Raw genomic sequence first — 23,810 nt, forward strand, 5'->3', positions numbered from 1 at the left:
ATATCGCGTATCCGGTCCGCCGCCAATCGCCAAAAACCAATCACGAAACTGCTTGACCAAGACCGTTGACCCAGACCGATTGATGTTGCTCCAGATCGCATCGGGCAAGAAGGCTTCCGCCCTCACTGCCCTCACCACGGCCGCGGCGATCGCGCTGACGCCGTTCTCGGCTGCGCGTGCGCAGGTCAAGGGGCCGCCGGTCCTACGCGACACCGAAACCGAGCAGCTCCTGCGCGAATATACCCGCCCGATCCTGCGCGTCGCCGGTTTAGAGAAGCACAACATCCAGATGGTGATCATCAACGACGGCTCGTTCAACGCGTTCGTCGCGGACGGCCGCCGCATCTTCGTCAATTGGGGCGCGATCCTCCAGTCGGAGACACCGAACCAGATCATCGGCGTGCTCGCGCACGAGACCGGGCATCTGGCGGGCGGCCATCTGTCCAAGCTGCGCGAGCAGCTCGCCACGGCCCAGACCCAGATGATCATCGCGATGCTGCTCGGCGCCGGCGCGATCGCAGCCGGCAGCACCCGCAGCTCGAGCGCCGGCAACAACGGCCTTGCCAATGCCGGCGCGGCCGCGATCGCCGGCCCGCAGGAGATGATCCGCCGCACGCTGCTGTCCTATCAGCGCCAGCAGGAGGAGAACGCCGACCGTGCCGGCGTGAAATTCCTCACCGCGACGGGGCAGTCGCCGAAGGGCATGTACGAGACCTTCAAGCGCTTCACCAGCGAGAGCCTGTTCGCCGCGCGCGGCGCCGATCCCTATCTGCAGTCGCATCCGATGCCGGCCGAGCGCGTCGCCTCGCTCCAGGAGTTCGCAAGCTCAAGCCCCTATTGGGACAAGAAGGACGATCCCGCGCTCCAGCTCCGCCATGACATGGTGCGCGCCAAGATCTCGGCGTTCATGGAGCGGCCAGAGACGGTGTACCGCCGCTATCCCCAGACCAACGACAGCATGCCGGCGCGCTATGCCCGTGCCATCAGCACCTATCTGCATGGGGACTTGCGCAGCGCGCTCACCCAGATCGACGCGCTGATCCAGGTCCAGCCGAACAATCCGTATTTCTACGAGGTGCGCGGGCAGGCCTTGCTGGAGAGCGGCAAGCCCGCCGAGGCGATAGCTCCCCTGCGCAAGGCGGTGCAGCTTTCGAACAATGCACCCCTCATCGAGATGTTACTTGGGCAGGCTCTGGTTGGAACCGATAATAAGGCCTACACCGACGACGCCGTTCGGATTCTCCGCGCCGCGGTGGCACGAGAGCCCGAGGCCGCGCTCGGCTATACCCAGCTCGCGATGGCCTATGGGCGAAAGGGAGATTATGCCGAGGCGGATCTCGCGTCGGCGCAGGCCGCCTACTTGCGCGGTGACAACAAGACCGCCCGCGAGCTCGCCACGCGCGCGAAAACCCGTTTCGCTGTCGGCACACCCGGCTGGGTCAAGGCCGACGACATCTTGGCGGCCAAGCCGCCCCGCAACTGACGCAACGCAATCGACGCCCGACACCACGACGTCACGACATCGAGCTTTAGTCCGCCGCGACGTTTTACCGAAACCTGCCTTGGATAAGAGGATTTGCCCATGCCTTCGCTGCGCCTGCTAGCTCCCGCGCTGTTTGCGCTCGCCTTGTTCGGCGCAGCCGCGCCCGCGTCGGCCGACAGCTTCTCCGATGCCCAGCGCACCGACATCGAGGCGATCATCAAGAATTATCTCGTCAGCCATCCCGAGGTGCTCGAGGAGGCCATGGCCGAGCTCGGCAAGCGCCAGGCCGCGGCCGAAACCCAGAAGCGCGAGGCCAGCATCGCGCAGAATGCCGACGCGATCTTCAACTCGCCGCGCCAAGTCGTGCTCGGCAACAAGGACGGCGACGTCGCCTTCGTCGAATTCTTCGACTACAATTGCGGCTATTGCAAACGCGCCATGGGCGACATGCTTGACCTCATGAAGAGCGATCCGAAGCTGAAGGTCGTGCTGAAGGAATTTCCCGTGCTGAGCCAAGGCTCGGTCGAGGCGGCCCAGGTCGCCGTCGCCGTGCGCATGCAAGATCCCTCCGGCAAGAAATATCTCGACTTCCACCAGAGACTGCTCAGCGGTCGCGGCGCGGCGGACAAGGCCCGCGCGATTCAGGCCGCCAAGGAGGCTGGTCTCGACACCGCCAGAATCGAGAAGGACATCGCCAGCCCCGAAGTGCGCGCCACCATCGAGGAGAATTTCAAGCTCGCCGAAGCGATGGGCATGAACGGCACGCCGAGCTACGTGATCGGCAAGCAGATCGTGATCGGCGCCGTCGGGGTCGAAAGCCTCAGGGAAAAGATCGGCATTGCCCGCTGCGGCAAGGCGACTTGTTGAAGAGGCGACTTGCCAATCGCGCCCTTCACAACTCGCACACGGAATAAGGCCGGCTGAAAAGCCGGCCTTTTCCGTGCGCCGAACAGTGGCGCCTTCGTGCAAGGTCATTCATCTGGTATTCAAGAAACAAATGCTGCGGAACAGGCGAAGTTCCGGAACAACTCAAATCTCCTTTCGTTGTCGGCGCGGGCAATGACGCAAAGAACACGTGAGGAGAATTTCGATGTTGAACCGCTTTATGATCTCGGTTGCCGCAGTCGCACTCGTCGCGGGCACCGGTCTGGCGAACGCACAAAACACCACGGGCCGCGATAGCGGCGCTGGTGGCTCGCAGCAGATGCAGCACTCGCAGCCCTCGGGCGGCGCCGCTGAGCGCGGCTCCATGGGCAAGGAGTCCTCTGGCGCCGAGAAGGGAACTGTCGGCCAGGCCGGCGGCTCCAGCATGAAGTCCGATCGAAGCTCTGAGGACAAGTCTTCCGGCGCGATGAAGGACGAGCACTCCGGCGGCGCAATGAACAAGAACGCGGCCGAGGATAAGTCTGGCGCGACCAAGGGCCAGCGCACCGACGAACGCGCGCAGGGCCAGATGGACAAGTCCCAGCAGGACAAGTCCAAGAGCATGAGCCAGGACACGAGCAAGGACTCGACGAAATCCGGCAGCAAGGACCAGAAGGACATGAAGGCTGAGGGCAGCAAGAGCGGCACCTCGACCAACAATGCCGAGAACCGTCCGGGCACCGGCACGAGCACCAATCAGAATGCTCAGGGTCAGACCGGCACCAGCAGCACCCAGAACGCGCAGGGTCAGGCCGGCACCAGCTCGACCCAGAACGCGCAGGGCCAGAGCTCGACCTCGACCACGGTCGGCCAGGCAGGCGCCGCTGCGAAACTCTCGACCGAGCAGCGGACTCAGATCACGTCCGTGATCCGCGAGGAGCGTGTCGCCCCCGTGACGAATGTGAACTTCCAGGTGTCGGTCGGCACCCGCATTCCGCGCGAGGGCATTACGCTGCACGCCCTGCCGTCGCGGGTCGTGACGATCTATCCGGAGTGGCGGACCTATAAGTACGTCCTGGTTCGCGATGAGATCGTGATCATCAATCCGGACACCTACGAGATCGTGGCTGTCCTGAACGTCTAAGACCGGATCACGGCAACCTCAGGGGCGGGCAGCGATGCCCGCCCCTTTGCGTTCGGCCGGCAGCCATGCTTTGGACTGGTTAACAAGCAATTTCCGCAGCTTCCGCACAGGTTTTTGCCCACTGGATGAGGTCCTTGAAGCCAGCGGGGAGGCCCTTCAACTCTTCCCCTCGCCCGCTTTGTTACCTATAACCCCGCCACGCCGAAGCACCTCTCCCGGGATTGGAATGGCTGAACCTGCAACCGACACGATCCTCGTCCTCAACGGGCCGAACCTCAACATGCTGGGGACGCGCGAGCCCGAAAAGTATGGCCATGCGACGCTGGCTGACGTCGAGGCACTGTGCCGAGAGACGGCGGCGAGCTTCGGCCTCAAGGCCGACTGCCGGCAGTCCAACCGCGAAGGCGAGTTGATCGATTTCATCCACGAGGCGCATGCGCGCAAGATGAAGGGCATCATCATCAATGCCGGCGGCTACTCCCACACCTCGATCGCGCTCCATGACGCACTGCTCGCGGTGCAGATTCCCACGGTCGAAGTGCACGTGACCAACATCCACGCCCGCGAGAGCTTCCGTCATCACTCCTACACCGCGCGCGCGGCCTTCGCCTCGCTCTGCGGCTTCGGCATCGAGGGCTACCGCCTCGCCATCCAGGGTCTTGCCGCCAAGCTCGGCATCAAACCCAAAGCCTGACGCCCCCTTTCCAACAGAACATTCGGATCAAACAACATGGCGCGCCAGCCAGACGACAAAGCAGCCGCAAAGTTTTCCAGCGAGGACTCCGCGCTCATTCGCGAGCTTGCCCTGCTGCTCGATGAGACCAGCCTGACCGAAATCGAGATCGAACGTGCGGGCCTGCGCCTGCGCGTCGCCCGCAATGTCAGCGTTGCTGCAACCATGCCGATGCCAGTGGCGGCCACTCCCGCCACGCTGCAGCCGGCCGCCGCCGCGCCCGCAACGGCCGCGACCGACCTGTCGAAACATCCCGGCGCCGTGACCTCGCCGATGGTCGGTACCGCCTATTGGGCGCCGGAGCCCGGCGCCAAGCCGTTCATCGAAGTCGGCACCAAGGTCTCGGTCGGCCAGACGCTGCTGATCATCGAAGCCATGAAGACGATGAACCAGATCCCGTCACCGCGCGCCGGCACGGTGACACAGATCCTGGTCGAGGACGGCCAGCCGGTCGAATACGGCGAGCCGCTCGTCATCATCGAATAACGTTGAGGGCGGTTGCCGCCCTGTCGCTTTCCGTCCCCATAAGGACATCATGTTCGACAAGATCCTCATAGCCAATCGCGGCGAGATCGCTCTTCGCATCCTCAGGGCTTGCAAGGAGCTCGGGATTGCGACCGTGGCGGTGCACTCCACCGCCGACGCCGACGCCATGCATGTGCGCCTGTCGGATGAGAGCGTTTGCATCGGGCCGCCACCCTCGAAGGACAGCTATCTCAACGTGCCCGCACTGCTCGCGGCCTGCGAGATCACCGGCGCGGATGCGGTGCATCCCGGCTACGGTTTCCTGTCCGAGAACGCGCGCTTTGCGGAAATCCTCGCAGAGCACAACCTGCATTTCATCGGCCCAAAGGCCGAGCACATCCGCTTGATGGGCGACAAGATCGAGGCCAAGAAGACCGCCAAGCGCCTCGGCATCCCCGTGGTGCCCGGCTCCGACGGCGCCGTCGGTCCCGATGACGATGCGCTTTCGATCGCGAAGAAGATCGGCTTCCCCGTGCTGGTGAAGGCTGCGGCCGGTGGTGGCGGCCGTGGCATGAAGGTCGCCCACAGCGAGACCGACCTCCAGGTGGCGCTGTCGACAGCGGCCAACGAAGCCAAGTCCGCCTTTGGTGACGCCTCCGTCTACCTCGAAAAATACCTCCAGAAGCCGCGTCACATCGAGATCCAGATCCTCGGCGACGGCCGCGGCGGCGCCATTCATCTCGGCGAACGCGACTGCTCGCTGCAACGCCGCCACCAGAAGGTCTGGGAAGAGGGCCCCTCGCCGGTACTTGCCGCGGCTGCGCGCGCCAAGATCGGTGAGACCTGCGCGAAAGCGATGCGCGAGATGAAATATCTCGGCGTCGGGACCATCGAATTCCTGTTCGAGGACGGCGAGTTCTACTTCATCGAGATGAACACCCGCATCCAGGTCGAGCATCCCGTCACCGAGAGCATCACCGATATCGACCTCGTGCTGGAGCAGATTCGCATCGCCGCGGGCGGGGATCTGCCGGCGCGGCAGGACGAGGTCCAGGTCATCGGCCACGCGATCGAGTGCCGCATCAACGCCGAAAATCCGCAAACCTTCCGCCCCTCGCCCGGCCGGATCCTGCAATATCACCCGCCCGGCGGCCTCGGCGTCCGCATCGATTCCGCCGTCTACCAGGGTTACACGATCCCGCCCTATTACGATTCCCTGGTCGGCAAGTTGATCGTGCACGGCAAGACCCGCGCCGAATGCCTGATGCGACTGCGCCGGGCGCTGGACGAGATGGTTGTCGAGGGCATCGAGACCACGCTGCCGTTGTTCCGCGCGCTGGTGCGCGAGGACGACATCATCAACGGCGACTATCACATCCACTGGCTGGAACAGTACCTGGCCGGCAAGGCGGAACCTACCCCCAGATAATCTTCCTGCTTCTGGAACCGTTTGGCCCTGATTGCGTTCTGGACCGCGGGGACAGTTCCAAGGGGGCGTTTTGAATTCTGCTGAACCTAAGACCGTCGTGAAGGCTTGGGCGCAGCGACGGCGCGCATTTTGGCAGATCCTGCTGTTCTCGGCGGGCCTTTTGGTGCTGACCGTGATCAGCGCCGGCTCCGTTTACCTCGTCAACAAGGCCAGGGATGACAGCAAATGGGTCATCCACACCATCGAGGCGGAGAACCAGATCAACGCCCTCCTGCTGGAAATCCGGCGTGCCGAAAGCGCCGCCCGGGCCTACCTGCTGACGCGAGGGGCGGATTTCAAAGCCGACCATGACAAAGCTGTAGCGGCCATCGTACCTGCCCTCGACAGGCTTACGCACCTGATCGGCGATAATCCGGAACAACGCAAAAGCATCGACAAGCTGAGCTCGGCGATCGAGACGCGGCTCGGCCAATTGGCGCAGGAGATCGATTTCATCCGCCAGGATCAGCCGGAGAAGGCCACAGCGCTGGTTCGCGAGTTCGCCTCTACCGACGCCACGGCCGCGATCGCCGAAATCGCGACCGGAATGCTTCAGGAAGAGGAACGGCTGTTCCGCCTCCGTACGGTCAATTCCGACCGCAGCCAGACCCTCGCCGCATCGATGACCGGCATTGGCTCCGGCCTCGTCGTGCTACTGGCAATGATCTCAATCTGGCTGGTGCGGCGCTCGGCGCGGGCCCGCGACGAGGCCGAGAACCGCCTGCGCGATGCCTATGCCAACCTCGAGACGGTCGTCGATGAGCGCACCGCGGACCTGCGCGAAGCCAATGACGAGATTCAGCGCTTTGCCTACATCATCAGCCATGATCTGCGCTCGCCACTCGTCAACATCATGGGCTTTACCAGCGAGCTCGAAGAGCTCGGCGGCGACATTTTCCGTCGTATCGGCGGTCTCACCCATGTCCCCGCCGACGGGCCGCCGCCCGCTTCCGGCGAGATCGTGCTCGAAGGCGCCGACAAGCAGCTTTCGGAGGACTTCTCCGAGGCGCTCGGCTTCATCAAGACGTCGATCGCCAAGATGGATCGGCTGATCTCCGCCATCCTCAACCTCACCCGCGAAGGCCGCCGCGAATTCCAGCCGGTGAAAATCGATACAAGCGAGCTGATCGGAGCCATCGTGTCGACGCTGGCGCACCAGGCCGCCGAGGCACAGGCTGAGATTCACGTCGAGCCCTTGCCAAACCTCGTCAGCGACCGCCTCGCGCTCGAGCAGATCTTCTCCAACCTGATCGACAACGCGATCAAATACCTGAAGAGCGGCGTGCCCGGCGAGATCAGAATCCGCGGGCGCACCAAACTCGGCTACGCGATCTTCGAGATCAGCGACAACGGCCGTGGCATCGATCCGAAGGATCACCAGCGGATATTCGACCTGTTCCGCCGCGCGGGAACCCAGGACAAGCCCGGCCAGGGCATCGGTCTTGCACATGTGCGTGCACTTGTGCGTCGCCTCGGCGGCACCATGTCGGTATCATCGGAACTGAACGCTGGCAGCACCTTCACGATCACGCTGCCGATCGCCTGGAACGTGAGCAACCGGAACGCAGATCGATGACTCAGCCAGTTACCATCATCATGATCGAGGACGACGAGGGCCACGCCCGCCTGATCGAGCGCAATATCCGAAGGTCCGGCGTCAACAACGAGATCGTCTCCTTTGCCAACGGCACGGACGCGATGAGGCACCTGTTCGGTGCCGACGGCTCCGGGCTCGTGCAGAAGGGCAATGCGCTCCTGATCCTGCTCGACCTCAACCTCCCCGACATGACCGGGATCGACATCCTGAAGCAGATCAAGGAGAATAAATATCTGAAGGCTTCGCCCGTGGTGGTGCTGACCACCACCGATGATACCCAGGAGATCAAGCGCTGCTACGAGCTCGGCTGCAACGTCTACGTCACTAAGCCGGTCAACTACGAGAACTTCGCCAATGCTATCCGGCAGCTCGGCCTGTTCTTCTCGGTCATCCAGGTCCCGCCCGCCGCCACATGAATCAGCACACGCCAACACTGCTCTACATCGACGACGACGACGCGCTGGCGCGCCTGGTCGATCGCGGCCTGACGCGGCGCGGCTACAGGGTCGTTCATGCCGCGAGCGGCGAGGAAGGCCTTGAGCGCATCCGCCGCGCGGGCGCCGAGGGCGGCATCGATGTCGTGGCACTCGATCAGTACATGCCGGGCCTCGACGGGCTGGAGACGCTGGAGCAGATCATGGCGATCCCGGACGCGCCCCCGGTGGTGTTCGTCACCGCGTCGCAGGATTCCAGCATCGCGGTCACCGCGCTGAAGGCCGGGGCGGCCGATTACCTGGTCAAGGACGTCCAGGGCGATTTCATCCCGCTCCTCCACGTCGCCGCCGAAGGCGCGCTGCGCCAGGCCGAATTGCAGAGGGCACGCGAGGAAGCCGAAGCCGAGATCCACGCCTCGCGCGACCGCTACGCGGCGCTCGCCGCCGAACGCGAGCTGCTGCTGCGCGAGGTCAACCACCGCGTCGGCAACTCCCTCCAGATCATCGCCTCGCTGCTGCACCTTCAGGCGAGCTCCGCCGCGCAGGACGAGGTCAAGGCGGCGCTGACCAATGCCATGGGTCGCGTCGCCGCGGTCGCGCAGGTGCACCGCCGCCTCTACACCTCGCAGGACCTGAAGAGCGTGGTTCTGAACCAGTATCTGGACTCGCTGCTCGAGGATCTCAGGCGCTCGGCCGAAGGCAACCGGATGTCGCGCCTGACGCTGAAGGCCGAGCCGATCGAGATCGATCCGGACCGCGCCGTCGCCGTCGGCATCATCGTCAACGAGCTGGTGATGAATGCGGTGAAATATGCCTATCCCGATGGCGCCGGCCCGATCCATGTCGAGCTGACCTCGCACAACGACGATCTCCTGCTGTCGATCACCGACGATGGTGTCGGCGACAACGGCAAGGCGGATCCGCGCTCCACCGGCATGGGCCAGCGCATCGTCGCGGCCATGGCCGCCAAGCTCGACGCCTCCGTGAAGCGTGATCCCGCCCATTCCGGGACCCGCATCGTGCTAAGGTTCCGCCGCGTACCCACGGCCCCCGGCAAGACCAACCACGCCGCCGCGGGCTGACGGGCGCGAGGCTTTGCGTCACCCATCGCAACCACATTGCGATCCTGCTATTGTCGCGCGCCATGACGTCTCGCGACTCTGCCTCGTCTGAAATCACGCCGGCCGTGCTGTTGCGTGCCTATGCCTGCGGCATCTTTCCGATGGCGGAAAGCGCCGACGATCCGACCCTGTTCTGGGTCGAGCCGGAGCTGCGCGGCGTGATCCCGCTGGAGGGATTTCGCGTCGCCTCGCGCCTCGCGCGCACGGTGCGCTCGGATACGTTTCGCGTGACCGTCAACACCGCGTTCAAGGCGACCATCGCCGGCTGCGCGGCGCCGCAGGCCGGGCGCGAGGACACCTGGATCAACAAGCGCATCCGCGATCTCTATGGCGGCCTGTACGAGCTCGGCCATTGCCACAGCGTCGAGGCTTGGCAAGGCGACGATCTCGTCGGCGGGCTCTACGGCGTCAGCTTGGGCCGCGCCTTCTTCGGCGAGAGCATGTTCCACACCGCGCGCGACGCCTCGAAGGTCGCGCTGGTGCATCTGGTCGCGCGGCTCATCCATGGCGGCTTCGAGCTGCTCGACACGCAATATGTCACCGAGCACTTGAAGAGCTTCGGCGCGGTCGAGATTTCGCGGCGGCGCTACACCGCGCTGCTCGACAAGGCGCTCGCAGGCGAGCCCGGCGATTTCCTGAGGCTCTCTGCGGGCGAACCGATCCCGGGCGCACGCGCGCTCGATATCATCGCCTCGCGGCAATAATCACTGAGTTTACCGGCTGAAGCCCGGGAAATTGAACAGGCCCGGCTGCTGCTGTGGCGGCGGCGGTGGCGGCGCGGGCTGCTGTTGCGGAGGTGGCGGCAAGGGCTGCGGCGGACGCTGCTGCACGGCCTGCTTCGGCGCAGCCTTCTTCTGCGCAGGCGGTGGCGGGGCCGGCTTGGCCGCGGGATCCGGCGCTGCGGTCGCAATGGTCTGCTGCGGTTCTTTGCAGTCGGTGAGCCAGATGTCGTAGATCGGGTGCTCGACGCCGTGCAGACCGGGGCTTGCGGCATACATCCAGCCCGAGAAGATGCGCTTCACCTCGCCCTGCAAGGTGATCTCGTCGACCTCGACGAACGCGTCGGTGTTGGTGGCCTCCGTTGCCGGCCGCGTATAGCACGCGTCGGTCTTGACCCGCAGCGCGCCGAACTGGACGGTCTCGCCGATCTCCTCGTCGAAATTGATAATGCGTCCGGTGATCTTGTCGAGACCGGAGAAGGTCGCCTTCTTGTTCACGATCTTCTGGGCCGGCGGCTCGGTGACGACCTCGTCGCCCGGCTGGAGGCTCGCCGGCGCCTGCGGGACTGCGCCCTTCTGCTGCGGCTGGCGCTGACCGGGCCCACCTGGGGCACCTTGCGGACCGGGCGGAGCGATCGCCGCGGATGGCGGCTGGTTCGGCGGAGCCACGGTCGAGCCCGGCGGCGGCGCCAGAGGCTGGGTCTCGACCGGCCCCGGCATCACGTTCCCCTGCCGGCCCGGAGGCGGCGGCATCGGGCGCGACGGGAGCACGCGACCCTGCGGCGGCAGCTCCGGCACCTCTTCGTCGTCATCGGGGATCTGCTGCGGCTGCGGCTGGCCGCGCGGAATGTTGCCGGGCGGCCGCAGCGGCGGCGGATCGGAGAAGATCGTGCCGATCTGCGCCTGCGCAGGCGTCGCAACCGTCAACACGGTGGCGGCCAGCAGTGCCGCAAGGCCTGTCAGGGAAAAGGTTTTGAACATCTCGCGCGGCTTCAACAGCGAATCGGGCTCGTTGGACATTTTATAGGGGATACCGCCGCTCGCAGGCCCTCCGGTTAACACGGCGAATACGGCGGGGGAAGGGCGGCATCCCTGCCCCGCCCCGGCGCCGACTGGCCAGACCGGCTTCCGGATGGGATAGTCGGAAGACACCCCCTTCCCGGCAGGCGGGCATCGCCGTGCGAAAACGACGTCCAACCAGAACTGGAAACCCAGAAGGCCTCTGCCCATGCCCGTTGTGCTCGATCCCGATGCTGCTGCCGTCTACAAGGCCTTCCAGCAGGCCGGCCGCCCGGCCTACGAGACCCTGACCGCACCGGAGGCGCGCGCCTATTATTCGCAGGCGCGCTTTGCCACCAACCCCGAGCCGCCGGAGCTCGCCCGCGTCGCAGAGCTCGCGATCCCAGCGCCGCATGGGGTGATCCCTGCGCGCCTCGACGTGCCAAACGAGCCGCGCCGGCACGACGGCCTGTCGCCGGCGCTCGTGTTCTTCCATGGCGGCGGCTGGGTGATTGGCGATCTCGATTCCCACGACGTTGTCTGCCGCCAGCTCGCGGTCGAGGGCGCGCTGATCGTGATCTCGGTCGACTACCGCCTTGCGCCTGAGCACAAGTTTCCCGCCGCACCCGAGGACGCTATCGCCGCGACCGGATGGGTCGCCGCCAATGCGCGCGAGCTCGGTATCGACGCCTCGCGCCTCTCGATCGGCGGCGACAGCGCGGGCGGCAATCTCGCCGCGGTCGTGGCGCTCGCCGCGCGCCACGGCAACGGTCCCGCCCTCGCAGGACAGGTGCTGATCTATCCGGCGACCGATTTCGCCATGACGCACGGCTCCCACAGCGAGCCCGAGACCAGCGTGCTGCTGACCCATTCGGTGATCCGCTGGTTTCGCGACCACTATCTCAATGGCGCCGCCGACATCCATGACTGGCGCGCCTCGCCGGCGGGCGCGACGAGCCTTGCCGGCCTGCCGCCGGCCTACGTACTCACCGCCGGTGCCGATCCCCTGCGCGACGAAGGCGCCGAGTACGCCGCGCGCCTCAAGCAGGCCGGCGTGCCCGTCACTTACAAGCATTATCCCGGCCAATTCCATGGCTTCTTCACCATGGGAAAATTGCTGCGAGAGGCCAATGTCGCCGCGCGCGAGATCGGCGCGTGGTTGAAGGGATTGGGCTGAACGCCGTTTGCATGGCCTCTCATCTTCGATCCCTCTTCGCCCTCCCCCTGCGCGGGCTGACATGGCTCGGCGGCCAGGGCACCCGCGCGGTGGCGGCCATCGTGTTCATCGCCGTCGCCGTGCCGCCGCTCGGCGCGCTCCTGCGCCCCTATGTCACCGAGGCGATCTTCTTTCTGCTCTGCATCTCCTTCATGCGCGTCGATCTCGTGGCGCTGTACGGACATCTGCGCCGGCCGGCGCTGGTCGCGGCTGCCACCGCCTGGACCACGATCGGAGTGCCGCTGATCGTCGCCCTCGCCGCTTACGTGAGCGGGCTCACCACTAGCTCGCCCGGCCTTGCGCTTGCACTGATGCTCCAGGGCACGGCCTCGCCGATGATGGCCTCGCCGGCGCTCGCCGCGCTGATGGGCCTTGATGCCACCTTGGTGCTGGTCACGCTGGTGACCTCGACCGCGCTCGTGCCCTTCACGGCGTCCCTGTTCGCGAGCCTCTTTCTCGGCGGCATGCTCAGCATCTGGCCGCTGACGCTCGGCCTCAAGCTGCTCGGCATCCTCGCTGCCTCGCTGCTTGCCGCGACGATCATCCGTCGCCTGTTCGGCACCGAGACGATCCAGCGCCACAAGCGGCCGATCGACGGCCTCAACATCGTTATCCTGCTGGTGTTCGCCTCTGCGGTGATGGGCAACGTCGCCACCGACCTCATCGCCGATCCCCTGTTCACGATCGCCGTCGCGCTGCTCGCGTTTATGGTCTACTTCACGCTGCTCGCCGTGACGACGCTGATCTTCCGTCGCATCGGCACCGAGCGCGCCTTCGCGATCGGCCTAATGGTCTCCCAGCGCAATCTGGGCCTGATGCTGGCAGCAACCGCCGGCGCGCTGCCGGCGACGACCTGGCTCTATTTCGCGCTGACGCAGTTTCCGATTCATCTTGCGCCGTACATGCTGATGCCGATCGCGCGGCGATTGACCGCGCGCGCAAATACTTCCGACGGGGCGACGGCAAGTAGCGCTACTTAAGCAACGCATAATTCCGGATGTCTGCTTTTCGAGCGCAATCGGACGGGGGTCCCACGCTGCGAATGTCCTCTGTACGCCGAATCAGACGTTCAGTGCAGCATTCAGCTACAATGCCAGTTAACGCGGCCACTGTTTAAGTGTTTAAATCGTATATAACCTGCTTAGATCCTTAATTCGCAGGCCGCCGGCGGAGCGTATCCCGCGCCCCCTCAATGTTTCGATGACTGAGCGTCCTCAAACGGCTCTTGCTCTGCGGCCCACTTTGGCACGCCGTCTTCGGCTGATTGTTCTCGCTTCTACGTTTCGGAGCCTTCTTCGAAGCGTCTCCACTTCTCTAAGCTCCGCCACAATCGCTTGCAAACGTTCGCGCAGGACAGCGCAAGTATAAACCTGATCAGTGCTGGACATCGCTGCCTCAGAATATGATTTGAACTCAGAAGTCGACGAAAACATCAAGAACACCAAGGAAGTGAATATTCGCGAGGCCGAAACTCAGTGAGCTAAAGCTGCAGTCGCCAGATGCTCCCAGTACTCTGCCTCTGCGAGCAATTTCCAGCTTCTCTCAGGGTAAAGCGCGGCAGTTTGCCGGCAAAGTGACGCCATTGCGCGAAAGCGGCGGGCAGCTTCCATTCCAACCTCCCGTGTTTTCCCCAACATATTTTTTTATTTTATGGTGGAGTCATCACGATTATCGAACATAACTAAATTTGTTATTTTGTCGCAGTTAATTAGGTTCCGACAGCGTGCCACGCGTGAACTATTTTCGCTTTTGGCTTCACATCAATTTCGAATGCTTCAGTACTAGGTCGTGTTGCGCGCCGATTGCGCATCTCCGCCCAATCGGGCCTCCCCGCCGGAGCGTGCCGGGCGGCAACACAGCTATGCAAGCTCGTGAGCGAGCATCCCAGTGTCAGAAACCGAACCGACTGCCACCCGCGAACTCCTTTCTAATTGATCCGTTGCTGAGAACCTGAATCTTATTGGCGATTTAGCCCGGCGCAAATGCCGGGCTTATTCGCCATGCTCATCTCTGCGCCCAGCTCGAAGAACGACCACGTGCGTCGGCACCCGAGCCTTACCGGCGGCCATTCCACCAGCGGTCTCGTTCGGGGCTCACTCCTCGAGCAAGCTATCATTTCCCTTGGGTCCCGCGATGGTCTGACCTGGTGCCGGGCGATAGCGCAACTCGCGCTCGCGAGGTGCCGGGCGGTCAGACGGGTCGCGGCCGAGCTTGGATTGCAGCTCGAGGAGGTCGGTAAAGACGTCGGCCTGGCGGCGCAGCTCGTCGGCGATCATCGGCGGCTGGCTGGCAATGGTGGAGACCACGGTGACCCGCACGCCGCGGCGCTGGACGGCCTCGACCAGGGAGCGGAAATTGCCGTCACCCGAGAACAGCACCATCTGGTCGATATGCTCGGCGAGCTCCATGGCATCCACGGCGAGCTCGATGTCCATGTTGCCCTTGACCTTGCGGCGGCCGGAGGCGTCGATGAATTCCTTGGTTGCCTTGGTCACGACAGTGTAGCCGTTGTAGTCGAGCCAGTCGGTCAGGGGACGGATCGAGGAGTATTCCTGATCCTCGATGATGGCGGTGTAATAGAACGCCCGCAGCAACGTCCCCTGGCTCTGAAATTCCTTCAGCAGGCGCTTGTAATCGATGTCGAAGCCGAGCGTCTTGGCCGTGGCATAGAGATTGGCTCCGTCGATGAAGAGCGCAATCCGGTTGGAAGATGACATGATGCCTTGACTTCTGGGACGAGGTGGCATGCCGCGGGCTGAGTGCACATTAACGAAGGCGGCACGTTCAAACCCCTTTAAAAGCTCATGCTATACCGGCGATCATTAGCCTTCAAACGATTTGCTGTGAGCCGAAGATTAATTCGCAATATCCAAAGCACGGACAAACGTCTCGGATGAGACAGCGCATCTCCGTGGATGGGTGAGCCCGGGGCATTCTCGACCTGTCCGCAAGCGCTGCAATCAAATCCTGATGCGCTTCAGTGCGCCATTTCCGCTGACCTATTTAGCCCACCCGCCTGGCGGCAAGAGGGGCTCAACCACATGAACTAGCCACTGCATTTTGCAAGCGTGAGCTGCTGGGAGCGCGTTCGGATTCGGCTCAGGATCTCGCAGCGGGCACACAATGAATCCATGGCGCTGCCAGATTTGAGCCGCATCGCGGCCCATCTTGCCGCGAAGGGTCGAACTGGTAGGGGGGCGCAACACCGGGAGTTTTCGATGTCCGGTTATTTGCGGCTTTGCTTGACGAGTTTAGTTCTTGTTGGAGCTCTTGCAGCGACACCTGCGTTTTCCAACCCTTTTGCCGATTTTTTCGGTAACGCTTCGCGCGAGCCCGCAGCAAGCCCTCCCGTGCAAGCGGAATGCTTGCCGCGGCCCGGCGACTCGCCCGGCGCGGGCCAACACTGGGTCTATCGGCGGGACGGCCATCGCAAATGTTGGTTCCTGGCCGAGGGTGTCACGAGGGTGCAAAAGCCGGCACATCGTCGCGCGGCCAACCGCGGCGCCAATCCCGACCAGAACGATGCCGCGCGGCTCAGGCGGAGCCCGGTGGTTGATGCACGCGCGGAGTTGCAACGCTCCGCACCGGCAGAGGGGGTCCAGCCGCCGCCGCCTGCACGCGAAGTCAAGGTAGCTGATGCCGCTCTCGTTGTCGGCACGGGCACGACGGCCGTGATGCCAGCCGCACCTTTCACCGCTCTTCCCACCGGCCAGTTCACGTCCGAACATTCCGTGCCGTTCCAAATTGACGTGGAGAAGCCCCTCGCGGCGGTACGCGACGCGGCCGCCGCCTCGGTGCCACCGGCTATTCCGGTGGGCATGCCCCCTGCGGAGGCGGGCGATGGAGGAAAGGGCTGGACAGCAACCTGGCTGGGCTTGCTGCTGATGGTCCTGGGAATCGGCTCTGTCTTAAGCTCGAGCCGCGTGCTGCGCGAAGCGGTGCTGTTGCGCAGTTAACGGAACGAAGCCCTGGCGCCACACCAGGCGGAGGAGCCCCAGTTCGGCGCGGACTGGCGGCTGGCGTGTCGCCTGATCGGCAACTCAATCTCGAGGTCGAGGCAGCGCCGGCGGCGTGACGGCCGCAAACTTTCCGCACGTCTTCGAGAACTCGCGCCGACGTCTCAGGCACGGTATCCGTCGCCTTTCAAATGCCGATGCGTTGGACCGCACGGCGAGGCCTCGTCCTCGCGCGCCCTAACCTGCCCGTGCCGCGCGCCGCAGCGCCTGTGGCGGCTGGCCGAAGGCGCGGATGAAGGCGCGGCGCATTCGCTCGGGGTCGCCGAATCCGGTCACTTCCGCGACGAGCTCGATCGCCTCACGCGAGGACTGCACGCGCTCGCGTGCCGCTTCGAGCCGCAACCGCTCGATCGCCTTGGACGGCGTCGTGCCGGTCTCGGCGGCAAAGGCACGGGCGAAATGTCGCGCGCTCATGCCGGCGCGATCGGCAAGGTCCTCCACCGTCAGCGGCGCGTCGAGATTTTCGCGCGCCCAGGACAACAGTGCGCCGAAGCGGCCGTTCGGCGCCTTCAGCTCCAGCAGCGAGGAGAATTGCGACTGGCCGCCGCTGCGGCGATGATAGAGCACGAGCTGGCGCGCGGTCTGCTGCGCGATCTCTTCGCCGTGGTCCTCGGTGACCATCGCGAGCGCGAGATCAATGCCCGCGGAGATGCCTGCCGAGGTCCAGACATTGCCGTCGCGGGTGAAGATCTGGTCCGGCTCGAACTTCACCTTGGGATATCGCGCGACGAAATCGCGCGTCCGCCCCCAATGAGTGGTGGCGCGGCGCCCGTCGAGCAGGCCGGCTTCGGCCAGCACGTAGGCACCCGAGCAGACGCTGGCGACCCGCACGCCACGCCGCGCCAGCCGCTGCACGAAGGCGCGCGTGACCTCACAGCGCGCGGCGTCCGCGACGCCCGCGCCGCCGGCCACGACCAGGGTCGTGATCGCATTCGCCGACTTGAAATCGCGCGCCATCATCTCGACCCCGGAGGAGCTGCGCACGAGGCCCGCTTTCGCCGCCAGCACGCGAATGCCCGGCGCCATGCCGGTGCAGCGCGCTGCGACCTCGAATGCCGAGATCGGGCCCGCCGCGTCGAGCAACTGAAAATCCGGGAAGATCAAGATGCCGATCATGGTCATGTCCGAAACTGAGGGAATTACGTCATTTCGGACGGAAGGGCACCATGCGATCCTGCCGGCGTCAAGCTCATCCTCGGAGGCTCCCATGTCGTCACCGCTCCAGATCGGACTCCTGGTGTTTCCGCGTGTCACCCAGCTCGACTTCACCGGGCCCTTGCAGGTGTTCGCCATGCTTCCGGGCGCGAAGCTGCACCTGATCTGGAAGCGGATCGAGCCCGTGCCGAGCGATTCCGTGCTGACGCTGACGCCGACCACGACCTTTGCCGACTGCCCGCAACTTGACGTCATCTGTGTGCCCGGCGGCGGCGGCACCAACGACCTGCTCAACGACGAGGAGGTGCTCGATTTCCTGCGCCGGCAGGCCGAAGGCGCCAAATACGTCACCTCGGTCTGCACGGGATCACTGGCGCTTGGCGCCGCCGGCCTGTTGAAGGGCTACCGCGCCGCCACCCATTGGAGCGCGATGGAGATGCTCAGCCAGTTCGGCGCAACGCCGACCAGGACACGCGTCTGCATCGACCGCAACCGCATCACCGGCGGCGGCGTCACCGCCGGCATTGATTTCGCGCTGACCCTGGTCTCGATCCTGGTCGACCGCACCACGGCGGAAGCAATCCAGCTCCAGATGGAATACAATCCCGCCCCGCCGTTCAATTCAGGCTCGCCCGACACCGCGCCTGCCGAGGTGCTGGCCCTGCTCCGCGAACGCGGCGCGCAAAACCAGGCGCGGCGGCTCGAGGCGGTGAAGCGCGCAGCGGAGCGGATGGCGTAGCCTGCGCTCTCGCGTCCCCGACGCGGCCAACATGTAGCGCTGCGCTGCGTCTGGGGCACGTGACCTTCGTGCTGGTCCCCCAAAGAAAAAGGCCGCTCGGTTTCCCAAGCGGCCTTTCCTGTCTTACGGCGGCTGCACATTCCATCGGGCGATTTCGAACTTCCAGACCGGGGGCCTATCTCCGCGATCGAGTCCTGGTCGGCGGCCGCTGCATCTCGGGACAGTCGCGAACTGTTGCCCGAACCGAACGCGATGGTCTCCCATCTCCGTAAGATGGGACCATTGAGCCGCATCGCTGGCGTGAGCGCAACGCCGGCGCAGGCGGCATCCCCGCTGTTCCCGTTGTCCCCAGCGGCGCGAAACGGATGCGCGTGCATCCAATGTCGCGATAAAGATTCGCGTCCGGGCAGACGCTCAGTTGGCCGGGGTCCAGGGCTGATAGTCGCCGGTCGCCTTCGGCCGCCGCCCGCTGGCAAGGGTCGAGCCCGAAGGACGGTAGGCCTTCGGCGTACCGGTGAGATTCGGCTGGTGCGGCTTTTCCCACTCGCGCGGCTGATAGTTGGTCTCGGTCGGCGGCACATCGACGACGTGATGGATCCAGCCGTGCCAGGACGGCGGGATGCGGCTCGCTTCGGCATAGCCGTTATAGACGACCCAGCGCCGCTCGAAGCCGAGCGTCGGATCAATCGCCCCGCCGCGAGTGCGATAATAGAGATTGCCCTGCTCGTCCTGGCCGACCAGCTCGCCGTACCGTTTGGTCCAGAGCTGGGTGCCAAACGTCTGGCCATTCCACCAGGTGAAGAACTTGAGAAAGAATTGTTTCATGCGGCAAGGCCCTGCTTCCTCGGGTCCTGATGCCATCCGAACGGCGAAATGTCCAGTTCGGAGGGTGCGTCGGTGCCTCCGCAGATCCGGCTACCGAGCAAGATCTGCCGCAAAGCGGCCGCGATCCATTCATCCCGGGTACAGCGGCACCGGCTGAAGCTCTCTTTCGCACGCAAACCGGCGTGATCCCAGGAACCCCAACGCTTTCATAGGGTTTGCTTCCGGGAAAGGAGTTTGACCATGAACAGTCTGAAATACCTGAGTGCTGCCGCGGCGATGGCGTTGGTTCTTCCCTTGGCGAGCCCGAGTTTCGCGCAGAGTCGTGCCGCCGTGGTCGGAGCGGGCGGCGCCCATGTCGGCGGTGGCGGCGGTGGTGGCGGTGCTCATTTCGGCGGAGGCGGTGCACGTATGGGCGGCGGCGGCGCCGCGTTCCATGGCGGTGGCGGCAATTTCGGGGCCGGTGCAGCGGTTCGTCCGAGCGGCGGCAGTTTCGCGGCCGGCACTGCGATGCGTCCCAGCGCTGGCAGTTTCGCGGCCGGCACGGTGAGCCGCCCCGCGATGTCGCCGTCCTTCAGCGGCAGCCGCAGCGTCGCAACCGCGGGCAACTGGCAGGGCGGGAGCAACTGGAGCGGTCGCCACTGGCATCATCGGCGCGGCGGCTTCTGGCCCGGCTTCGCGGCAGGTGCGGCGATCGGCGGCCTCGGCTCGTACGCCTATTACGGCGGCGGCTATGGCTATTATGACGACCCCTATTACTACGACAGCTATTATGATGAGCCGACAGTGGCCGTGGTGCCAGACAGCGGCGGCGACTCGTACGCTTATTGCGCGCAGCGCTACAAGTCGTACGACCCGGCCTCGGGTACGTATCTCGGCTATGACGGCCAGCGGCATCCCTGCCCGTAAGCCGATCTGCGGCATTTGAAGCAAAAGGCGTCGCAGCGATGCGGCGCTTTTCTCGTATTGGTCGTGCGCTTCACTTGCTTCGCGCCACTTTTGGATCACGCTTCATTCAAATGGACCTTTATTCACCGCGCCGTGCATATCAATTGCCATCCAATCCAAAATTGACCCGACCCACGATTCGCGGATATCACCATCACAGTGGGGACCTCGATTGCTGGGAAGTGTCATGCCGCGTATTCTCGTGGTTGATGACGATCCGATGGTCGGCGCAACCATCGAAGTCCTCCTCCAACGTCAGGGCTTCGACGTCACGCTGACCGACGGCGGAGAAACGGGATTGGCTGCGCTCGAAACACAGGCTTTCGACGTGATGCTGGTCGACATCTTCATGCCGCACATGCGCGGCTTCGAGTCCATCCGCATCTTTCACGAGCGCGCGCCGGCCACGCCGCTGATCGCGATGTCCGGCTACGCCTTCGCCTCATCCGCCTCGCCTTCCCCCGACTTTCTCCGCATGGCGCTGGAGCTCGGCGCGACCCGCTGCCTGCGCAAGCCGTTCACCCCGGACGCGCTGCTGACCACGATCCGGGAATGCCTCGCCGGTGCCGCCGAGAGCGCACAGCCGAAGGACAAGAAAGAAGCCCCTTGATCCCAACGCAGCGCGTCATTCTCGGTGCTGGACTTGCCATCCTCCTGATCATCACCGCAGCCTCGATCGCCCTCGACTTCAAGTCGCGGTCCGATGCGGCCTGGGTCAACCACGCCGTCCAGGTGCAGAAGAAGATCTCCGACCTGCGCGTGCTGCTGCGCCGTGCCGAGGGCGCCGCGCGCGGCTACGAGCTCTATCGCAGCGCGGGTTTCAGCGATGAGTTCCAGGCAGTCCGCGCCCGGATCGCGCCGGCCCTCGCCGAGCTCAAGCGCGACGTGCGCGACCATCCGGATCAGGTCGCGCTGCTGGAGGGCACGGAGCCGCTGGCGCTGCGCCGGATCGAGATCGCCGCCGCGGCGATGCGCCTGCGCACTGAGAACGACCAGGCCGGCATTGCCGCACTTAACGGCAAGGCCGAGGGCCGCGGCCTCATGGACACGGTGATGCGCAATCTCGACCATCTGAGCGCCGAGGAAGAACGCCTGCTCACCGCGCGCTCCCAGGATTCGCGCCGCACCGGCATCGTGCTGCTCGGCATCGACGTTGCGGGCGCCGTGCTGATCCTGCTCCTTGTCGCGCTGGTGATGCGCGAGAGCCGGCGGACCACTGTCGCGCTCCAGAGCACGCTGACCGAGACCACGGCCGCCAAGGAGGCGCTCGAGGCAGCGGTGGCCGAGCGCACCGAGCATCTGGTCGCAGCCCATGACGAGCTGCGCCTGTCGGTCAACGTGCTCCAGAGCACGTTTCGCAGCATGGCGGAGGCGGTGCTGGTTATCGATGCCGAGGGCACCGTCCTGCTATCCAATCCGGCCGCCGAGCGCATGTTGTTGCATCGTGCCGGCATGAATTTGCGCAATCTGCGCGCGCTGTCCGATGTGTTTCACGGCGACGGCGTCACGCCGCTGAAGGCCGACGAGCTGCCGTCGACGCGCGTGCTGCGCGGCGAGCAGTTCGAAGAGCTGGAGATGATCGTCCGCCCGCACAGTGACAATTCTCCCCGCCATCTCATGATCAGCGGCCGGCCGATGCGGGACGGGCAAGGTAATATCTCCGGCGCTGTGCTGGTCTATCACGACGCCACCACCTCGCGCGAGACAGAGCGCCAACTCTATCAGTCGCAGAAGCTGGATGCCATCGGCAAGCTGACCGGCGGCGTCGCGCACGACTTCAACAACATGCTGACCGTGATCTCCGGCAACACGGAGACGCTGGTGGCGAGCCTGAAGGACCAGCCCGAGCTCCAGCGCACGGCGCGGCTGATCGACGATGCCGCAGAGCGCTGCGCCGATCTCATCCAGCATCTGCTGGCGTTCGCGCGCAGGCAGCCGCTGCAGCCGCGCAACGTCGAGATCAGCGCCGCGGTCGCGGATATCGCAAAGCTCCTGCGCCCCACTCTCGGGGAGCAGATCCAGATCGAGACCGTGCTGGAGCAGGGGCCGATGACGGCGCATATCGATCCGTCCCGGCTCACCAATGCCGTGCTCAACATGGCGATCAACGCTCGTGACGCCATGCCGAACGGCGGCAAGTTGCTGTTCGAGGCCCACCGGGTCGAGCTCGACGAGGCCTATGCGCAGAACAATCCGGACGTCCGGCCCGGCCCTTACGTGATGCTCGCCGTCAGCGACACCGGCACCGGCATGCCGGCCGAGGTCCAGCAGAAGGCATTCGAGCCGTTCTTCACCACCAAGGAAGTCGGCAAGGGCTCGGGCCTTGGGCTGTCCATGGTCTACGGCTTCGTCAAGCAGTCCGGCGGCCATATCAAGATCTACAGCGAAGAAGGCTACGGCACCACGATCAAGCTCTATCTGCCGCCGGGTGAAGGCACGGTTGATGTGGCCACTCCCGTCGCGCCGCAGGCCCAAGGCGGCGCCGAGACCATCTTCGTGGTCGAGGACGACACGTTGGTGCGCAACTTCGTCACCGCGCAGCTGCAGAGCCTCGGTTACAAGACGGTGGCCGCGCCCGACAGCCGCGCCGCACTGCAATTAATCGAGGCCGGCCAGCCGTTCGATCTGCTCTTCACCGACGTCGTCATTCCCGGCGGCATGAGCGGCCGCGAGCTCGCCGAGGAGGTGGCCAAGCGCCGGCCCGGCCTGAAGGTGCTCTACACCTCCGGCTATACCGACAACGCCATCGTCCACCACGGCAAGCTCGACGACGGCGTGTTGCTGCTGACGAAACCCTACCGCCGTAACCAGCTCGCGGAGATGATCCGGAAGGCGCTGGGCGGCGGGATCGCGGCAACCAAAATTAGCGCGTCGCCAGCACCACGGCGGCCAGCGTGAAGATCAGCGCGGCGATCTGGCCCGCGCCAAGCGGCTCGCCGAGCGCGATCGCCGAGGCGACGACGCCGATGACCGGCACGGCCATGGTGCCGATCGCGGCGACAGAGGCCGGCAGGCGCGCGAGCGCGGCGAACCAGCTGACATAGGCGATGCAGAACTGCACCACGGTCGAATAGACCAAGAGCCACCAGCCGAGCGGCGTCACCCGCGACAGATGCGTGGTCTCGACCAGGAGGCCGATGATCGAGATCGGCAGGCAGCCGATGCCGATCTGCCAGGCCGCCGCCGTGATCGGCGGCAGGCGGATCGGGTACTTTTTCGAGAACACCGTGCCGACGGCAAAGCCGAACGCGCCGCACAGCGCCATGATAATGCCCGGCAGCTTTTCCGCGCTGGCGGCAATGCCATTGCCGCCCATGATCGAGGCAAGACCGGCAAAGGCCATTGCCAGCCCCAGCGTGCGCAAGAGGGTCGGCCGCTCCCCCAGCACCGGCCAGGCGATGATCGAGGCCCAGACCGGCATGGTGTAGGCGATCAGCGCCGCCTCGCTCGCCGGCAGCCAGAGCAGCGCCAGACCCATCAGCACCATCCAGCCGGTGACGTTGAGCACCGCGGCGGTCAGTAAGCGCGGCCAGACCACGCCCTCGACCCGCAGGCTCTGCCGTCGCACGACCGCGAGCAGCGCCAGCAGCACCGCGCCGAGCACGCCGGTGACCCCGCGCAGCGTCAGCGGCGGCAGCTCGGCGAGCAGGAATTTCGTCACCGGCCAGTTGAAGCCCCAGCCGATCGAGGTGATCGCGAGGAACATCAGTCCGGCCGGGGCGATGCGCGGCCGCGCATCCCGGCGGGTCGAATCATGCATGGGGTTGGTCCGGCAAAATCGAAGGTCAGCTTGGCGCGGATTCGCTGCGCAAACCACCACCTCGGGGGGCATGCCTGCCCTCACCTTCCGTAGGGCTACGTGAGTCCCGCTGACGCAATCCCATCGG

22 protein-coding genes are annotated in these 23,810 nt (G+C 65.0%); 17 read left to right on the plus strand and 5 right to left on the minus strand.

All coding sequences use genetic code 11. The annotated features are described in order from the left end of the window. The first annotated feature begins 82 nt into the window (after positions 1 to 82). From IVB01_RS15070 to aat, 10 genes are all read left to right on the plus strand, one after another. A complete protein-coding gene (locus IVB01_RS15070) occupies positions 83 to 1,483 on the plus strand; it encodes a M48 family metalloprotease (protein WP_247277312.1) in 1,401 nt (466 codons plus the stop codon). Between the two features lie 99 nt (positions 1,484 to 1,582). Then, entirely contained in the window at positions 1,583 to 2,350 is a 768-nt protein-coding gene (locus tag IVB01_RS15075; RefSeq protein ID WP_247277241.1) for a DsbA family protein, read from the plus strand. A 223-nt stretch (positions 2,351 to 2,573) separates the two neighbouring features. After that, a complete protein-coding gene (locus IVB01_RS15080; RefSeq protein WP_247277242.1) occupies positions 2,574 to 3,491 on the plus strand; it encodes a DUF1236 domain-containing protein in 918 nt (305 codons plus the stop codon). A 226-nt stretch (positions 3,492 to 3,717) separates the two neighbouring features. Beyond that, positions 3,718 to 4,185 (plus strand): type II 3-dehydroquinate dehydratase, encoded by a 468-nt coding sequence (gene aroQ, locus IVB01_RS15085; RefSeq protein WP_232956704.1) that lies wholly within the window; start codon positions 3,718 to 3,720, stop codon positions 4,183 to 4,185. A 36-nt stretch (positions 4,186 to 4,221) separates the two neighbouring features. Next, entirely contained in the window at positions 4,222 to 4,710 is a 489-nt protein-coding gene (gene accB / locus IVB01_RS15090) for an acetyl-CoA carboxylase biotin carboxyl carrier protein (RefSeq protein WP_247277243.1), read from the plus strand. 49 nt (positions 4,711 to 4,759) lie between these two features. Further along, positions 4,760 to 6,118 (plus strand): acetyl-CoA carboxylase biotin carboxylase subunit, encoded by a 1,359-nt coding sequence (gene accC, locus IVB01_RS15095; RefSeq protein ID WP_247277244.1) that lies wholly within the window; start codon positions 4,760 to 4,762, stop codon positions 6,116 to 6,118. A gap of 97 nt (positions 6,119 to 6,215) precedes the next feature. After that, positions 6,216 to 7,733 carry an ATP-binding protein gene (locus tag IVB01_RS15100; RefSeq protein ID WP_247277313.1) on the plus strand — a complete coding sequence of 506 codons (1,518 nt, stop codon included), beginning with the start codon at positions 6,216 to 6,218 and terminating at the stop codon, positions 7,731 to 7,733. Then, positions 7,730 to 8,170, plus strand: coding sequence for a response regulator (locus tag IVB01_RS15105; protein ID WP_247277245.1), 441 nt, complete (start codon positions 7,730 to 7,732; stop codon positions 8,168 to 8,170). Before IVB01_RS15100 ends, IVB01_RS15105 begins: the two co-directional genes overlap by 4 nt. Next, a complete protein-coding gene (locus IVB01_RS15110; protein WP_247277246.1) occupies positions 8,167 to 9,270 on the plus strand; it encodes a histidine kinase dimerization/phosphoacceptor domain -containing protein in 1,104 nt (367 codons plus the stop codon). Before IVB01_RS15105 ends, IVB01_RS15110 begins: the two co-directional genes overlap by 4 nt. Positions 9,271 to 9,332: 62 nt before the next feature. Next, positions 9,333 to 10,013, plus strand: a complete 681-nt coding sequence (gene aat, locus IVB01_RS15115; protein WP_247277247.1) for a leucyl/phenylalanyl-tRNA--protein transferase — start codon at positions 9,333 to 9,335, stop codon at positions 10,011 to 10,013. Positions 10,014 to 10,022: 9 nt separating this feature from the next. Here aat and IVB01_RS15120 read toward each other — a convergent pair whose 3' ends face one another. Then, entirely contained in the window at positions 10,023 to 11,048 is a 1,026-nt protein-coding gene (locus tag IVB01_RS15120) for a DUF2155 domain-containing protein (protein ID WP_247277248.1), read from the minus strand. A 208-nt stretch (positions 11,049 to 11,256) separates the two neighbouring features. Between IVB01_RS15120 and IVB01_RS15125 the strand changes: the two genes are divergently transcribed. Further along, positions 11,257 to 12,204: an alpha/beta hydrolase gene (locus IVB01_RS15125; protein WP_247494675.1), complete on the plus strand. Its 948-nt coding sequence runs from the start codon at positions 11,257 to 11,259 to the stop codon at positions 12,202 to 12,204. Positions 12,205 to 12,215: 11 nt separating this feature from the next. Further along, positions 12,216 to 13,223 (plus strand): Na+-dependent transporter, encoded by a 1,008-nt coding sequence (locus IVB01_RS15130; protein ID WP_247494676.1) that lies wholly within the window; start codon positions 12,216 to 12,218, stop codon positions 13,221 to 13,223. 1,113 nt (positions 13,224 to 14,336) lie between these two features. On the opposite strand, the gene IVB01_RS15135 is transcribed toward IVB01_RS15130, so the two are convergent. Next, positions 14,337 to 14,960: an NYN domain-containing protein gene (locus tag IVB01_RS15135; protein ID WP_247277251.1), complete on the minus strand. Its 624-nt coding sequence runs from the start codon at positions 14,958 to 14,960 to the stop codon at positions 14,337 to 14,339. A gap of 501 nt (positions 14,961 to 15,461) precedes the next feature. On the opposite strand from IVB01_RS15135, the gene IVB01_RS15140 reads away from it, so the two are divergent. Beyond that, positions 15,462 to 16,199: a hypothetical protein gene (locus IVB01_RS15140; RefSeq protein WP_247277252.1), complete on the plus strand. Its 738-nt coding sequence runs from the start codon at positions 15,462 to 15,464 to the stop codon at positions 16,197 to 16,199. Between the two features lie 237 nt (positions 16,200 to 16,436). Here the strand turns inward: IVB01_RS15140 and IVB01_RS15145 are convergent, their stop codons facing one another. Beyond that, on the minus strand, positions 16,437 to 17,375 hold the full coding sequence (locus IVB01_RS15145) for a GlxA family transcriptional regulator (protein WP_247277253.1): 939 nt from the start codon (positions 17,373 to 17,375) through the stop codon (positions 16,437 to 16,439). Positions 17,376 to 17,466: 91 nt separating this feature from the next. Here IVB01_RS15145 and IVB01_RS15150 point away from each other — a divergent pair, with 91 nt between their 5' ends. Further along, positions 17,467 to 18,153 (plus strand): DJ-1/PfpI family protein, encoded by a 687-nt coding sequence (locus tag IVB01_RS15150; RefSeq protein WP_247277254.1) that lies wholly within the window; start codon positions 17,467 to 17,469, stop codon positions 18,151 to 18,153. 414 nt (positions 18,154 to 18,567) lie between these two features. Here the strand turns inward: IVB01_RS15150 and IVB01_RS15155 are convergent, their stop codons facing one another. Continuing rightward, positions 18,568 to 18,978: an NADH:ubiquinone oxidoreductase subunit NDUFA12 gene (locus IVB01_RS15155; protein WP_247277255.1), complete on the minus strand. Its 411-nt coding sequence runs from the start codon at positions 18,976 to 18,978 to the stop codon at positions 18,568 to 18,570. A 240-nt stretch (positions 18,979 to 19,218) separates the two neighbouring features. Here IVB01_RS15155 and IVB01_RS15160 point away from each other — a divergent pair, with 240 nt between their 5' ends. From IVB01_RS15160 to IVB01_RS15170, 3 genes are all read left to right on the plus strand, one after another. Next, positions 19,219 to 19,884 carry a BA14K family protein gene (locus IVB01_RS15160; protein ID WP_247277256.1) on the plus strand — a complete coding sequence of 222 codons (666 nt, stop codon included), beginning with the start codon at positions 19,219 to 19,221 and terminating at the stop codon, positions 19,882 to 19,884. Between the two features lie 226 nt (positions 19,885 to 20,110). After that, positions 20,111 to 20,533 carry a response regulator gene (locus IVB01_RS15165; protein ID WP_247277257.1) on the plus strand — a complete coding sequence of 141 codons (423 nt, stop codon included), beginning with the start codon at positions 20,111 to 20,113 and terminating at the stop codon, positions 20,531 to 20,533. Then, positions 20,530 to 22,821 (plus strand): CHASE3 domain-containing protein, encoded by a 2,292-nt coding sequence (locus tag IVB01_RS15170; RefSeq protein WP_247277258.1) that lies wholly within the window; start codon positions 20,530 to 20,532, stop codon positions 22,819 to 22,821. The genes IVB01_RS15165 and IVB01_RS15170 overlap by 4 nt, the downstream gene beginning before the upstream one ends. On the opposite strand, the gene IVB01_RS15175 is transcribed toward IVB01_RS15170, so the two are convergent. Then, positions 22,787 to 23,683 carry a DMT family transporter gene (locus IVB01_RS15175; RefSeq protein WP_247277259.1) on the minus strand — a complete coding sequence of 299 codons (897 nt, stop codon included), beginning with the start codon at positions 23,681 to 23,683 and terminating at the stop codon, positions 22,787 to 22,789. The two genes, IVB01_RS15170 and IVB01_RS15175, sit on opposite strands and share 35 nt — an antisense overlap. Positions 23,684 to 23,810: the final 127 nt, after the last annotated feature.

The sequence above is a fragment of the Bradyrhizobium sp. 164 genome (assembly GCF_023073715.1).
Taxonomy (GTDB): domain Bacteria; phylum Pseudomonadota; class Alphaproteobacteria; order Rhizobiales; family Xanthobacteraceae; genus Bradyrhizobium.